Here is a 14,342-nt window from a genome sequence, read left to right on the forward strand (position 1 = left end):
CTGGCACAGCTGGAGGTTCCACATCGATGAGCAGTTTCCGTACGCCGGTTCAGGCAGCCGCCGTCCGGCCCGCCCGGGGCCGGACGGTCGGGGGCGACACGTGAACACCCTTGTCTCGGCGCCCCCGCTCCTGCCCGATGTCGCCCGGCTCCGGCCCCGCCAGCAGATGGGCATCGACTGTGCCGTCTGCGGCCTCCCGCTGGGACCGAGCGGCCGGGTGCTGGGCGAGGTGCGCTACCGCGGACTGCCGTTCCGGCTCTGGGTCTGCACGGCCGGCTGCGACACCGCCTCGTCCGCCCCCGACATCTAGCCCGGGCCGTCCGTCACGCCGGGGCGACCGCCGTCAGCCGGTGGACGTCGCGGGCGGTGCCGGTCACGCCGGAGAGGAAGCCCTGGGCTCGGGGGGAGGCCGTGTCGGTGAGCCAGGTGGGGTCGATGTCGCAGACCGCGACGCGGACACCCGTGCCGGCCAGGGCCAGCGGGAGGGTGTGGACGACCGTGGAGGGGAAGCTGAGGATCGTACGGCCGATGGGGCCGCGCCGGGCGATCAGCTCCAGGGGCAGGTCCGGGCGGACTATCTCCAGGCCGGTCTCGCCCGCCAGGCGGTGCAGTTTCCCGGTGCTCTCGCGGCGGTGGGCGAAGTAGCGGGTGACGCCGTGGGCCTTGGCCAGGTTGCGGACGGCCTCCAGGTAGCGGTCGCCGTCCACCACCCCCGTCTCCACCAGCGAGGTGCCGACCATGTCCGCGCCGTTGGTGAGGCGCGGCGGCCCGAAGCGGGCCCGGGTCCAGGCGAAGTCGTTCGCGGCGACCGTGACGCCCTCCGGGGTCTCCGTCACCGGCATGGAGGAGAACACCTCGACCCGCCGGCGCGCGCTGGGCGTCAGCCTGCGGCGGGCGGAGGAGGACACCGGCGCGAAGAGCAGGTCCCGGGCGCCGGGCCGGCCGCCCTTGCGGTGCCAGCGGACCAGGCGTTCGCCGCGGGCCAGCTGGGCGACGAACTCCATCGTCGCCGTGCCGTCGTCCACGACCACCAGGTCGCGGGCGCGGGTGATGGTCAGCAGGAGCTGTACGTATCGGGAGAACGGGTCGCCCATGACGACCCGGTCGGCCCGGCGCAGGGAGCCGGCCAGCCCGCCGATGGTGTGGAAGGGCGCGGTCGTACCGCCCCGTGCCTCCTCCCAGCGCACCCGGTACCCCTCGTCCCGGGCGAGGTCGGCCATGCGCCGCAGCTGGCCCCGGGTCATGGGGTCGGTCGGGGCGAGCACGACGACGGTCAGCTCCGCGCCGGCCGCCGCACCGGCCGGCAACCGCCGGACCTGCGCGGGCACGGCGGGCGGGGGCTGCGTGGGCAGAGCCGGCAGGGGCACGGAGGGCATGACCGGCCCCGCGTCGCCGGCGCCGAACGGCACCTCCCCCTCCGCGCCGCCCGGGACGGCCGACCGCACGTCCGGCCCGGCGCCGCCGAAGCCCGGCGACGCGATCCGTTCGGCGTCGTTCCCGGGCGGCGGGACGGCCGGGCCTCGGACGGGCGGGGCCGACGGCGCGGCCGAGTGGGCCGGTGTGGCGTCGGGCAGGCCGTGCAGGTGTGCCCACTCCAGTACGTTCAGCAGCTGTACCGGGCTCTCCACGAAGGCGAGCGTGCGGGCGGGGTGGCCGGCCTGGCCGGCGCGGGGGCTCATCGGCGTACGACCGTCCCGTCGTCAGTGACCTGGATTCACACCGCGACCGGCTCGCCCGCCGCCGCGGCGATCTCCGCCTCGGCGACGACGCCGGCGACGCGGCGCAGCTTCTTCATCGGGCCCAGCTCGGAGTCGTAGACCTTCTTGACGCCGTCGCCGAGGGAGGCCTCGATGGTGCGGATGTCGCGGACCAGGCGCGTGAGGCCCTGCGGTTCCACCGACGCGGCCTGGTCGGAGCCCCACATGGCGCGGTCGAGGGTGATGTGGCGCTCGACGAACGTGGCGCCCAGCGCGACCGCGGCCAGCGTGGTCTGCAGGCCCGTCTCGTGGCCGGAGTAGCCGATCGGGACGTTCGGGTACTCCTTCTCCAGCGTGTTGATCACGCGGAGGTTCAGCTCCTCGGCCTTCGCCGGGTACGTCGAGGTCGCGTGGCACATCAGGATGTTGTCGCTGCCCAGGACCTCGACCGCGTGCCGGATCTGCCGCGCGGTGGACATGCCGGTGGAGAGGATGACCGTACGGCCCGTGGCGCGCAGGGCGCGCAGCAGTTCGTCGTCGGTCAGGGAGGCGCTCGCCACCTTGTGGGCGGGGACGTCGAACTTCTCCAGGAAGGCGACGGCCTCGGTGTCCCACGGGGAGGCGAACCAGGCGATCCCCTTCTCCTTGCAGTACTCGTCGATCCGGCGGTACTCGTCCTCCCCGAACTCCACCCGGTGGCGGTAGTCGATGTACGTCATCCGGCCCCAGGGGGTGTCGCGCTCGATGTCCCACTGGTCGCGCGGGGTGCAGATCTCGGGGGTGCGCTTCTGGAACTTGACGGCGTCGCAGCCGGCCTCGGCGGCCACGTCGATCAGCTTGAAGGCGTTCTCCAGCTCACCGTTGTGGTTGATGCCGATCTCGCCGCAGATGTAGACGGGCCTGCCGGGGCCGACCTCGCGCGAACCGAACGTACGCAGACGGGAGTTGGTGCTCATCAGGGGGTGTCCTTACTTGGGGAGGGAATCGAGAGAGGGGCCGAGGATCCAGCTGGCGATCTCTCGGATCGCGCCGTCACCGCCGGGGACGGTGGTGACCGCGCGTGCGGCGCCGCGTACGACGTCGTGAGCGCTCGCGACCGCCACGGGCCAGCCGACGAGGGCGAAGCACGGCAGGTCGTTGACGTCGTTGCCGACGTAGAGCACGCGCTCCGGCGCGATGCCCTGCTCCTCGCACCACTGCTTCAGCGCGAGGTCTTTCCGGTCGATGCCGTGCAGCGCGGGGATCTGCAGCTTCCGTGCGCGGGCGGCGACGACCGGGTTCTGTTCCGTGGACAGGACCAGCAGCTTCAGGCCGCTCCTGCGGAGGGCCGCGACGCCGAGTCCGTCGCCGCGGTGCACGGCGACGAACTCCCGTCCGTCGGAGTCGATCAGCACCCGGTCGTCGGTCTGGGTGCCGTCGAAGTCCAGTACGACCGCGTCCACGTCGTCGGCGGTCGGCAGCGAACCGGGGCGGTCCGCGTCGAAGAGGGGCGCGAGGGCCCGGGCCCGCGCGAGGTCGTGCGGGTCGTCGATCTCCAGCACCCGGGCCGGGTCGGTGCGGACCAGCTCGGTGTGGCCGAAGAAGCGGTGGCGGTGCTCGCGGAAGCCGGCCGCGTCCATCGCGTAGGCGGCGCCGGTCTCCAGGAAGTCCTGGGGGCGGTCCTGGCGGCGCGGTCGGTAGGACTTGTCGTGGTTGACGCCGTAGCCTCCGGCGGTCGGCGCGGGAACGGCGTGGCCGCCGCCGGTCACCGCTCCGGTGGCTGACGGCACGCCGTGCGCGGTGAGTTCGTCGGCCGCTTCCCGCCAGACGAAACCGTGGAAGGGCGCGACCGTCAGCGCGGTGTCCGCACCCTCTTCGATCACCGCCGACGCGACACCGTCGATGTCCTCGCGGACGACGAAGGGGCTGGTGCACTGCACGAGCAGCACCACGTCGACGGCGGAGCCGTGCAGTGTCTCGTGGGTGTCCATGGCGTGCAGGACCGCGGCCTCGGAGGTGGCGGTGTCCCCGGCGATGGCGGCGGGCCGCAGCACGACCTCGGCGCCGGCCTCCCGGGCGGCGGCGGCGATGGCCTGGTCGTCGGTGGAGACGACGACGTCGGTCACCAGCCGGGCCGCCCGGCACTCGCGCACCGCGCGGGCCACCAGCGGGACACCGCCCACGGGGGCGAGGTTCTTCGCGGGCACGCCCTTGGAGCCGCCGCGCGCGGGAATCACCGCGAGCACCCGGCGGACCGAGGCGCCCGGGCCCGCTTGCGAGTGGGACATGGGGTCTACTCCTTGGAGTGAGGTCACAGCTCGCCCATCCGCCGGATCACGGGGGCGACCCGCTGGACGCCGTGCCGGTAGGCGCCGCGCGCGGCCCGGCGCACGATCTGCCGGACGGGACCGGGCGCCTTGTCGGCGGCGGGCGCGCCGGGCAGCGGGACGCCGTCGGGGCCGAGGTGGTGGCGGGCGAGGATGCCGGGCAGATAGCCGGGCGCGGTCTCGGGTGTGTAGTAGGGGTTCAGGGGCGGCAGACCGCCCGGCCGGCCGAGCAGCCGGGCGATGCGCTCGCGGGCGCTGTCGAACGCCGTGTCGTAGGTTCCGTCGGCGGACACGCCCTGCCGGGCCACCCACTCCTCGTCCGGCACCGGCCGGTGCCCGGCGTCGAGCTGGTCCCAGGAGGCGAGGCAGCCGGAACCGGTGAAGTGGTGGTTGCCGAGCACCTCGCGCACCCCGAGGTCGGTGAGGACCGCAGTGGGGACACGGCGGTGCAGGGCCTCCAGGGCGGCCGTGGAGCTGACCGTGACCAGCAGGTCGGTGCGGTCCAGCACCTCGCCCATGTGCCCGTACACCAGGCGGAAGTTGGCCGGCAGGTCCTGGTTCTGGACCAGTTTCTGGTACGGCAGTTCCTCGATGTGGGTGGTGTGCTCGCCGGGCTTGGAGCGCAGCTTGAGCAGCACCTCGCGCTCGGGGTGCTTGCGGGCGTGCTCGATGAGCCGGCCCAGCAGGTAGGTGCGGTCCCGGCGGTTGTCCGGTACCGACGGCTGGGCCGCGAACACCACGGTGTAGGGCTCGTGTCCGCCGGTGTAGGGCGCACCGCCGAGGAAGGGCAGTGCGACCTCGGTGACCGCGGAGGCGTCGGCGCCGACGCCCTCGTACACGGCCCGGAACCGGTCCGCGTCGTGCCGGGAGTTGGCGAGGACGAGGTCCGCGCCGTGCCGCAGCAGCAGCCCGTCGGCGAGCTTCTCGTAGACGACTCCGACATAGCCGGTGACGACCACGGGACGCGGCCCGGAGCCCCAGGCGGCGCGCAGCCCATGCAGCATCGCCTGGACGCCGCCGCCGACCAGGGCGAGGACGAGGACGTCGTACGACTCCTCGGTCACCGCGCGCAGGAACTCGACGCCGGTGACCTCGCGCAGGGAGTCCGCCCGGACGCCGACCTCCCGCAGCTGGCGGGCGGTGGGGGTGGCGCGTCCCCGCAGGAGGTAGCCGTCGAGCCGGACCCCGGCAGCCGTGGGAGTGAGCCGCTGCGCGGTGAGCGCGCCCCACTTCCACCGGGTGTCCGAGTCGGCGAGGACGGCAACTCGCAGGGAATTCGTTGCACTTGCTGGCACGCGGAAGACGCTAGGAAGCGATTCCGAGGTTCCGCCCAACCTGAACGCAACAAACGGTTAACAGCACATCGCCGAATGGCGAATCGGGCCCCGATCGCCTTGTGAAACAGCCTGGTTCACGGCTTCGCCATGTGTCGTTCACCCGGCATCAAGCAGGCCGTCAAGACGAATGGCGGGCCACGCCCTAACGTCCTTGACGTGGTCAAGCTCTCCGTCATCGTGCCGTTCTACAACGTGCAGCAATACGCGCCCGACACTCTCAGGAGCCTGAAGTCGAACGCGCGTGAGGACTTCGAATTCATTCTCGTCGACGACTGTTCCCGCGACGGGACGCCAGAGATTCTCGCGCGTGCGGAGCGCGAGCTGCCGGGTGCGGTCCTGGTCCGGCACGAGCGGAACGGAGGGCTGGCGACCGCGCGCAACACCGGTATCGACCGGGCGCGCGGCACGTACCTGACGTTCCTGGACGGCGACGACTGGCTCGCCCCCGGCTACCTCCCGCGGCTGCTCGCCGCGATCGAGCAGCTGGGCTGCGACTTCCTGCGCACCGACCATGTGCAGTGCACCGGCCGGTCGCGCAGCGTGCACCGGGTGCCGGTGGGCCGGCGCAACACCGTGCTGAACCCGCGGGAGGCGATCCTGCCCGCCGACCGGTCCACCTCGGTGGACTACGCGTACGCGTGGGCCGGCGTCTACCACCGGCGGCTGGTGGACCAGGGGGTGCTGCACTTCACCGACGGGCTGCGCACGGCCGAGGACCGGCCGTGGATCTGGAAGCTGCACCGGGAGGCGGAGTCCTTCGCCGCGGTGAGCCTGCTCGGGGTGTTCTACCGGCGCGGGGTCGCGTCGTCCCTCACCCAGATCGGCGATGTGCGGCAGCTGGACTTCATCCGGGCGTTCGACCAGGTCGTCGCGGAGACCGCGGCGGACCGGGAGGCCGGGGTCCTGCTGCCGAAGGCCGTCCGCACCTATTGCGCGATCATCTCCCATCACCTGGGATCCATCGAAAGGTTCGAGCCGGCGGTGGCGAGGAAACTGAAATCCCTGAGCGCCGCCGCGCTGCGGCGCATGCCGCAGGACGTGCTGGACGAGGCGCTGGACTCCATGGACCTCCAGCGCGCCACCCGGCTGCGCCGGCTGCGCCGCCGTCCCGCCCCCGCGGGAGCCGCCGCGTGACCACCCAGATCTTCCAGGCGTCGACGCTGTACGGCACGGCCACGCTCGCCGCCGCCCTGGACTCCGGCTGCTTCCGCCCGGCCGACCGGCGGATCCTGCTGGTCTGCAACAACGCGGCCACGCCCGAGACCTCGCCGGCGCTGGACACGGTGCCGGGCTTCGAGCGGCTGCGGGACCGGTTCGACGACGTGGTGTCGTACAACGCGGCGATCTTCCCGTTCCACCCGGGCGGCTGGGCGCCGCGCGGGGACGATCTGCCGCTGTGGGAGCGGTACCTGCGCCACGAGTGGCAGCTCGGCACCGACGACGTCGAGCTGGCCGTCGAGTCGATCCAGGTGAACCCCTCGCTGGCGCTCGCGCAGATCTTCACCGGCGCGCCGGTCACCGTCTACGCCGACGGCCTGATGAGCTACGGCCCCACCCGCAACAAGATCGACCCGTTGGTCGGCACCCGGGTGGACCGGGTCCTGCACCTGGACCTGGTGCCGGGTCTGAGGCCGCTGCTGCTCACCGAGTTCGGGGTGCCCGGCGAGCTGGTGCCGACGCCCGCCTTCACCAAGGTTCTCGCCGAACTCGCTGCGCCGGGAGAGGAGTTGCCGGTGGTGGACGAGCCGGCTCTGCTGCTCGGCCAGTACCTGTCCGCGCTGGACATCCTCACCGCCGAGCAGGAGGAGGACCTGCATGTGCGGATGCTGAGGGGCGCTGCCGCCCTCGGCCACACCACGGTGGTGTTCAAGCCGCACCCGTCCGCGCCGGCCGGCTTCACCCGATCCCTGGAGCAGGAGGCGGAGCGGCTGGGGGTCGAGCTGACCGTGCTGGCCACGCCGGTGCTCGCGGAGGTGCTGTACCAGCGGATGCGTCCCGCGCTGGTCGTCGGCTGCTTCTCCACCGCCCTGCTCACCGCCTCCGCCCTGTACGGCCTCCCGGTCGCCCGGGTGGGCACCGAACTGCTGCTGGAGCGGCTGACGCCCTACGAGAACAGCAACCGGATCCCGGTGACGATCGTGGACGCGCTGCTGCCCGAGCTGGCCGACCAGCGGGCCGTCACCGAGCAGCGGCAGGGCATGGACGTCGAGGCGCTCGGCGCGCTGATCCGCACGGTGGGCTTCGCGATGCAGCCGAAGATCCACCCGAGGCTGCGTCCGCAGGCCGAGACCTGGCTGGCGCGGCACCTGGACCAGCACACCGTGCGCTACTTCAAGCGCCGGCGCCTGTCCTCGCTGGCGCTGCCCGGCGGGGTGCCCGCCCAGCTGGCGTTCATCCCGCGCAACGCCACGGTCCGCCGGGTGGCCCGCAAGGCGCGCAGCCTGCGCCGGGGCGCGCGCGGTTGACCACGGACCAGGAAGGACACCGCACATGGCCGCTTCCCCCGCCGGCGTCGCGCCGGCGCCTGACCCCCTCATAGGCCGGGCGGCCGGAGTCCCGGCCGCCCGGACCCCGCGCCGGGGCCGCCTGCTCGCCCTGGACGGTCTGCGGCTCGTCGCCGCGCTGATGGTCTGCGTCTACCACTACACCGGCCGCGGCGGCGCGGTCTCCGCGTCCTGGCACGCGAGCCCGGACCACCTCTTCCCGTCTCTGTCCCGGGCAGCCGTGTACGGCAACCTCGGCGTGCAGTTCTTCTTCGTCATCAGCGGTTTCGTGATCTGCATGAGCAGTTGGGGCCGCACCCTCGGCGACTTCTTCCGCTCCCGGGTCGCCCGCCTGTATCCCGCGTACTGGGTCGCGCTGGCCCTGGTCACGGCGGCGTCCCTCGCGCTCCCGGTCGTCGTCCGCCCGGTCCGCCTGGACGAGTTCCTGGTGAACCTCACCATGCTGCAGCAGCCGATGGGCGCCACGCGGGTCCTCGGTGTGTGCTGGACGCTCTGGGTGGAGGTGCGCTTCTACGTCCTGTTCGCCCTGTTCGTCGTGGTGCGGGGGGTCACCTACCGCCGGGTCGTGCTGTTCGCCTGCGTCTGGACGCCGGCGGCCGTCCTGTGCCAGTCGTCCGGCAACGAGCTGCTGCGCCAGGTGGTCATGCCCGAATACGCGCCCTTCTTCGTCGGCGGTCTGGCGCTGTACCTGATCCACCGCTTCGGCAGTGACCTGCTCGCGTGGGGCATCGTCGCGATGTCCTGGCTGCTCGCCCAGAGCGAGGCCACCCGCGGACTGTGGGGCCCGCACCCGCACCGCGACCCGTACGTCGTCATCCTGGTCGTCACCGTCGCCTACGGGGCCGTCGCCGCCGTGGCGCTGGGCTGGACCCGCTGGGCCTCCTGGTCCTGGCTGGTCACGGCCGGCGCGCTGACGTACCCGTTCTACCTGGTCCACGAGCACCTGGGCTGGTTCGTCATCCGGGTGCTGCACCGGGGGCTCGGCCTGCCCCCGTGGCCGACGCTCGCCGTGACCGTGCCGGCCATGCTGGCGCTGGCCTGGCTGATCCACCGATTCGTGGAGAAACCGTTCGGCCCCCGGCTGAAGAGGGCGCTGAAGAAGGCCGGTACGCCGGGGACGACCGCCCTCAGCTGATCCCGTACCGCGCCCCGATGCCGGCGACGACCAGCGCCAGCCCCTCCTCGAACTGCCGGTCGTAGTCGTCGAAGAGCAGCGCCCCGGCCTCGGCCGCGAGCGGGAAGCCGGCCATGCGCCGGGCGCGCTCCCCGACGTCGTACCCCTCCCGGCGCTCCCCCGGGAGGGGCCGTACGCCCTGCTCCTCGGTGACGAAGCCGAGGGTGTACGCGTGCGCCGTGCGCCCCGCGTCCACCGCCTGCGCGAGGCTGAGCCCGGCGCCGGTGAGCACCCGCAGGTTCGCCTCCATCTCCGAGGCGTGGTCGATGCCGGTGAAGCGTGAGCCGCTGAACACCTTGGCGCCGTCGCGGTAGCCGAGCAGCGCGGCCCGCAGCCCGCGCTGGGTCCTCAACAGCCGCTCCCGCCAGGTGTCGGCGGGGTCGAGGGTGGTGCCGGCGACCATCCGCCGGTACATCTCCGTCGCCATCTCGTCGAGCAGCGCCTGCTTGTCCTTGAAGTGCCAGTACAGGGCGGGCGCCTTGACGTCCAGCTCGCGGGCGATGGCGCGCAGGGTCAGCCCGTCGAGACCGACCTCGTTCAGCAGCCGCAGCGCGGTGTCGGCGACTCGTGCGCGATCCAGGGGCGCGCGCTTCTCGGAACTCACGCTTGACAGCTTAACACCGTTAAGGGCACGCTCGTCGGCGACGGAGCTTAACGACGTTAAGGAGACTGGCGATGGATGTGGTGATCGTGGGCGCGGGCCCGACGGGTCTGACACTGGGCATCGATCTCGCGCGGCGCGGGGTTCAGGCGCTGGTGGTGGAGCGGTCGGAGGCGCTCTTCCCCGGCTCGCGGGGCAAGGGGATCCAGCCCCGCACCCAGGAGGTCTTCGCCGACCTGGGCGTCCTGGACCCGATCCGGGCGGCCGGCGGCCCCTACCCGCCCCGGCTGCTGTGGCAGAACGGCGAGCGGCTCGGCACGCAGCCGATGTTCGAGGAGATCCCGGCGGACGAGGGCACGCCGTACACCGAGCCGCTGATGGTCGCGCAGTGGCGGACCCAGGAGGTGCTGTACGCGCGGCTGACCGAGCTGGGAGGCCGGGTCGTCTTCGGCCGCGAGGTGACGGGCCTGACGCAGGACACGGACGGTGTGACGGTGGTCTTCGCGGACGGTACGACCCTCCGCGCGGCGTACGCGGTCGCGGCCGACGGCGGACGCTCGGCGGTCCGGCGGGCCCTGGGCGTCGGCATGACCGGCGAGACGGTCGACCCGGTGCCCTTCCTGGTGGCGGACGTACGGCTGACGGGGCTGGACCGGGACCACTGGCACACGTTCCCGGGGCCCGACGGCACCGGCCTCGCCCTGTGCCCGCTCGCCGGCACCGACGACTTCCAACTGCAGGCGCGGCTGCCGGAGTCCGCCCGGGTCGACCCGTCCCTGGACGGCATCCGCACCCTGGTCGCCACGTACACGCACCTCGACGCCGCGGACGTGACGGAGCTGCGCTGGGCCTCCGGCTTCCGCCCGCGCGCCGCCCTGGCGGACCGGTTCCGGGCGGGCCGGGTCCTCCTCGCCGGGGACGCGGCCCACGTGCACTCCCCGGCGGGCGGCCAGGGCCTGAACACCAGCGTGCAGGACGCCTACAACCTGGGCTGGAAGCTGGCCGCGGTACTCCGGGGCGCCGCACCGGAGGCCCTCTTGGACACCTACGAGGAGGAACGCCGCGCGAACGCCGCCGCCATGCTGGACCTGACGACGGGGGTCCACCGCGGGGAGGTACGACGGGGCAGGGCGACGGTGCAGCTCGGCCTGGACTACCGGGACTCGTCCCTCAGCGTGGACACGCGAGGCGAGCCCGAGGGCCTCCGCGCAGGCGACCGCGCCCCGGACGGCACGGTGACGGGCGTCCGCCTCTTCGACGCATTCCGGGGCCCCCACTGGACCCTCCTGGGAGCGACGACGCCGGGGCTCCGCTCGCTCCGCACGGCCCCCGAGTCGTACGGCGAGGGCGTCTTCCTGATCCGCCCGGACGGGTACGTGGGCTGGGCGGGAGAGACAACGGAGGGCCTGCGGGAGTACGCGGAACGAACGGGAGCCTTCGTGACCACCTAGGGCGCAATGAGCGACAGCTTCACCGCGAACCCCAGGAACAGCGCCCCCGCTGCCGAAGTGGCCATGGCCGACAGCCGCTTGCGGCGACGGAACGCGGCGGCCAGGCGCGTGCCGCCGAATATCAGCGCGCTGAGATAGAGGCAGCTGGCGAGCTGGGCGAACGCGCCGAGCACGACGAAGGAGAGGGCGGGGTAGGCGTAACCGGGGTCCACGAACTGCACGAAGAAGGCGACGAAGAAGAGGATCGCCTTGGGATTGAAGAGGCTGACGACGAGCGCACGGCGGAAGGGCCGCTCATCGGCGCCCTGGGCGGCCGCGGCCTCCTCGGCGGAGGGCTCCCGCCGGGTCCGCCACATCTGCCAGGCGGCCCGCAGCATCCCGATCGCCAGCCAGCTCAGATATCCGGCCCCGGCGTACTTCACGATCCCGAACAGCAGCGCCTTCCCCTGGAGCAGCGAGGCGACCCCGGCGGCGGACAGCGTCATCAACACGGTGTCCCCGCACCAGACCCCGGCGGCGGCGGTGTACCCGGCCCGCACGCCACGGCGGGCGGCCACGGAAAGGACGTAGAGCGAGTTGGGTCCGGGCAGCAGGACGATCAGGGTCAGGCCCGCGAGATAGGTGGGGAGGTCGATGACGCCGAACATGCCAGGGAGTGTCGCACGGGGGCACTACAGTCGGTCTTCGCCGTCCGGAACCGCCCCGCTCAGAACGCATCCGCCGGCACATGACTCCCCCAGACCTCGCGGAGCGCCCCGCACACCTCGCCCACCGTCGCCCGCGCCCGCAGCGCCTCCTTCATCGGGTACAGGACGTTGTCCTCCCCCTCCGCCGCCTTGCGCAAGGCGTCCAGCGCCGCGGTCACCGCGCCCTGGTCGCGCTCGGCCCGCAGCCGGGCGAGGCGCTCGGCCTGCCGGGCCTCGATCGCCGGGTCCACGCGGAGCGGCTCGTACGGCTCCTCCTCGTCCAGCCGGAAGCGGTTGACCCCGACGACCACCCGCTCCCCGCAGTCCGTCTCCTGCGCGATGCGGTACGCGTTCCGCTCGATCTCGGCCTTCTGGAAACCCTGTTCGATCGCCGCCACCGCCCCGCCGAGGTCCGCCACCCGCCGCATCAGGGCGACGGCGGCCTCCTCCACCTCGTCCGTCAGCCGCTCGACCGCGTAGGAACCGGCGAAGGGGTCCACCGTGGCCGTCACGTCCGTCTCGTGCGCCAGCACCTGCTGCGTCCGCAGCGCCAGCCGCGCGCTCTTGTCCGTCGGCAGGGCGATCGCCTCGTCGAAGGAGTTGGTGTGCAGGGACTGCGTGCCGCCGAACACCGCGGCCAGGGCCTGCACGGCGACCCGGACGAGGTTCACCTCCGGCTGCTGCGCCGTGAGTTGCACCCCTGCCGTCTGGGTGTGGAAGCGCAGCATCAGCGACTTGGGGTTCTTCGCGCCGAACTCCTCCTTCATCACCCGGGCCCAGATCCTGCGCGCGGCACGGAACTTGGCGACCTCCTCCAGCAGTGTCGTACGGGCCACGAAGAAGAACGACAGGCGCGGGGCGAAGTCGTCGACGTCCATGCCGGCCGCGATCGCCGTGCGGACGTACTCGATGCCGTCGGCGAGGGTGAAGGCGATCTCCTGCACCGGGGAGGCGCCCGCCTCGGCCATGTGGTAGCCGGAGATCGAGATCGTGTTCCACTTCGGGATCTCGGCGGTGCAGTACCGGAAGATGTCCGCGGTCAGCCGCAGGGAGGGCTTCGGCGGGAAGATGTACGTGCCGCGCGCGATGTACTCCTTCAGCACGTCGTTCTGGATCGTGCCCGTCAGCCGGTCGGCGGCCACGCCCTGCTCCTCCGCCACCAGCTGGTACAGCAGCAGGAGCAGAGCGGCGGGCGCGTTGATCGTCATGGACGTCGAGACCTGGTCCAGCGGGATGCCGTCGAACAGCAGCCGCATGTCCTCGATCGAGTCGACGGCCACGCCGACCTTTCCGACCTCGCCGTGCGCGAGGGGCGCGTCGGAGTCGTGGCCCATCTGGGTGGGCAGGTCGAAGGCGACGGACAGGCCGGTGGTGCCGTGGGCGATCAGCTGCCGGTAGCGGGCGTTGGACTCCGCCGCCGTGCCGAAGCCGGCGTACTGGCGCATGGTCCAGGGGCGGCCGGTGTACATGGTGGGGTACACCCCGCGGGTGAACGGGTACGTGCCCGGTTCGCCCAGCTTGCGGTCCGGGTCCCAGCCGGCCAGGCCGGCCGGGCCGTACACCGGTTCGATCGGCAGGCCCGACTCGGACCGACGTGCCGACTCCTGTGCCATGGCTGCCTCCGCGGTACGACCGGTACACCGGTACTCCTCACCATGCCCCGTAGTTCGGCGCGGGTCACGCGGGGAAGCATCCCGGGCATGAGGATCCCGGGGAGACCTGCCGTCCTGCTCGCCTCGGCCGCCGTGCTCGCCGCGCTCTGCGGGTGCACCGTGCAGCCCACGGACGCCGACGGGAAGCGCGGCCTGCCGGTCCAGGTGCCGGGCGGCCGCAGTGCCGGGCCCGCCCGGCCGGCACCGGCCGCCACGCCGACGAGGCCGGCCGTCACGCCGGCCGCGCCCGCGCCGCGGGTGCTGTGGTCACGCGGGGACAGCGGGCCCCGCGTGCGGGAACTCCAGGCGCGGCTGCGCCAGGTGGGCTGGCTGCCCGTCGGGCCGACGGGGTCGTACGGCGAGCTGACCGAGCGGGCTGTCAGGGGCTTCCAGGGCAAGCGCGGGCTGCCGCGGACCGGCGCGACGGACGCCGTCACCTGGCAGCGGCTGGTGGCGATGACGCGTCCGCCGGGCACGTGGGAGCTGTACCCGATGGGCGGTCAGCCGGCCGCCGCGCCGGACCCGCGCTGTCTGACCGGGCGGGTGCTGTGCATCGACAAGACCAGCCGGACGCTGCGCTGGATGGTGGACGGGCGGACCCTGTCCACGATGGCGGTGCGCTTCGGCGCGCAGTACACCCCCACCCGCGAGGGTGTGTTCCGCGTCTACTGGAAGTCACGGCACCATGTGTCCACCCTCTATGACTCGCCGATGCCGTACGCGATGTTCTTCAGCGGTGGCCAGGCGGTGCACTACTCGTACGACTTCGCGGCGCGCGGGTACGCGGGCGGCTCGCACGGATGCGTGAACGTGCGGGACGAGACGGCGATCGCCCGGCTGTTCGCTCAGGTGCGGGTGGGCGACAAGGTGGTCGTCTCCTGGTGAGGATGCGGGGCGCGGGCGGGACCGGGGGAACGTGTCCCGCCCGCGCCAG

The 14,342-nt window shown here is 72.9% G+C and carries 13 protein-coding genes; 6 read left to right on the top strand and 7 right to left on the bottom strand.

All coding sequences use genetic code 11. The features are described 5' to 3' along the window. The first annotated feature begins 100 nt into the window (after nt 1–100). Nucleotides 101–310 (top strand): hypothetical protein, encoded by a 210-nt coding sequence (locus tag ACIP4Y_RS15800; protein ID WP_358642110.1) that lies wholly within the window; start codon nt 101–103, stop codon nt 308–310. 13 nt (nt 311–323) lie between these two features. Here ACIP4Y_RS15800 and ACIP4Y_RS15805 read toward each other — a convergent pair whose 3' ends face one another. From ACIP4Y_RS15805 to ACIP4Y_RS15820, 4 genes are read right to left on the bottom strand one after another with little or no spacing between them, the layout of a single operon-like run. After that, the gene (locus tag ACIP4Y_RS15805; protein ID WP_401393111.1) at nt 324–1,679 is read right to left on the bottom strand and encodes a hypothetical protein; all 1,356 of its coding nucleotides are present in this window, start codon (nt 1,677–1,679) and stop codon (nt 324–326) included. Nucleotides 1,680–1,714: 35 nt separating this feature from the next. Next, the gene (locus tag ACIP4Y_RS15810; protein WP_401393114.1) at nt 1,715–2,653 is read right to left on the bottom strand and encodes an N-acetylneuraminate synthase family protein; all 939 of its coding nucleotides are present in this window, start codon (nt 2,651–2,653) and stop codon (nt 1,715–1,717) included. 12 nt (nt 2,654–2,665) lie between these two features. Beyond that, the gene (locus ACIP4Y_RS15815) at nt 2,666–3,964 is read right to left on the bottom strand and encodes a cytidylyltransferase domain-containing protein (protein WP_401393117.1); all 1,299 of its coding nucleotides are present in this window, start codon (nt 3,962–3,964) and stop codon (nt 2,666–2,668) included. Between the two features lie 23 nt (nt 3,965–3,987). Continuing rightward, a complete protein-coding gene (locus ACIP4Y_RS15820; protein WP_401393120.1) occupies nt 3,988–5,298 on the bottom strand; it encodes a DUF6716 putative glycosyltransferase in 1,311 nt (436 codons plus the stop codon). Between the two features lie 198 nt (nt 5,299–5,496). Between ACIP4Y_RS15820 and ACIP4Y_RS15825 the strand changes: the two genes are divergently transcribed. Genes ACIP4Y_RS15825 through ACIP4Y_RS15835 form a run of 3 tightly spaced genes read left to right on the top strand, consistent with a single transcriptional unit; the run spans nt 5,497 to nt 8,979 of the window. Beyond that, complete coding sequence (locus ACIP4Y_RS15825) at nt 5,497–6,474, top strand: glycosyltransferase family 2 protein (RefSeq protein WP_401393123.1); 978 nt, start codon at nt 5,497–5,499, stop codon at nt 6,472–6,474. Beyond that, entirely contained in the window at nt 6,471–7,805 is a 1,335-nt protein-coding gene (locus tag ACIP4Y_RS15830; RefSeq protein WP_401393126.1) for a polysialyltransferase family glycosyltransferase, read from the top strand. The genes ACIP4Y_RS15825 and ACIP4Y_RS15830 overlap by 4 nt, the downstream gene beginning before the upstream one ends. Nucleotides 7,806–7,830: 25 nt before the next feature. Further along, entirely contained in the window at nt 7,831–8,979 is a 1,149-nt protein-coding gene (locus tag ACIP4Y_RS15835) for an acyltransferase family protein (RefSeq protein ID WP_401393129.1), read from the top strand. On the opposite strand, the gene ACIP4Y_RS15840 is transcribed toward ACIP4Y_RS15835, so the two are convergent. Next, complete coding sequence (locus ACIP4Y_RS15840) at nt 8,972–9,622, bottom strand: TetR/AcrR family transcriptional regulator C-terminal domain-containing protein (RefSeq protein ID WP_401393132.1); 651 nt, start codon at nt 9,620–9,622, stop codon at nt 8,972–8,974. The genes ACIP4Y_RS15835 and ACIP4Y_RS15840 overlap by 8 nt on opposite strands. A gap of 71 nt (nt 9,623–9,693) precedes the next feature. Here ACIP4Y_RS15840 and ACIP4Y_RS15845 point away from each other — a divergent pair, with 71 nt between their 5' ends. Then, a complete protein-coding gene (locus tag ACIP4Y_RS15845; RefSeq protein ID WP_401393135.1) occupies nt 9,694–11,070 on the top strand; it encodes an FAD-dependent monooxygenase in 1,377 nt (458 codons plus the stop codon). Here the strand turns inward: ACIP4Y_RS15845 and leuE are convergent. After that, nucleotides 11,067–11,717, bottom strand: coding sequence for a leucine efflux protein LeuE (gene leuE / locus ACIP4Y_RS15850; RefSeq protein ID WP_401393138.1), 651 nt, complete (start codon nt 11,715–11,717; stop codon nt 11,067–11,069). The genes ACIP4Y_RS15845 and leuE overlap by 4 nt on opposite strands. A 59-nt stretch (nt 11,718–11,776) precedes the next feature. Continuing rightward, nucleotides 11,777–13,369: a methylmalonyl-CoA mutase gene (locus ACIP4Y_RS15855; protein ID WP_401393141.1), complete on the bottom strand. Its 1,593-nt coding sequence runs from the start codon at nt 13,367–13,369 to the stop codon at nt 11,777–11,779. 87 nt (nt 13,370–13,456) lie between these two features. Between ACIP4Y_RS15855 and ACIP4Y_RS15860 the strand changes: the two genes are divergently transcribed. Then, nucleotides 13,457–14,293, top strand: coding sequence for a L,D-transpeptidase family protein (locus ACIP4Y_RS15860; protein ID WP_358642087.1), 837 nt, complete (start codon nt 13,457–13,459; stop codon nt 14,291–14,293). Nucleotides 14,294–14,342: the final 49 nt, after the last annotated feature.

The sequence above is a fragment of the Streptomyces sp. NPDC088810 genome (genome assembly GCF_044750305.1).
In the GTDB taxonomy this organism is placed as follows: domain Bacteria; phylum Actinomycetota; class Actinomycetes; order Streptomycetales; family Streptomycetaceae; genus Streptomyces.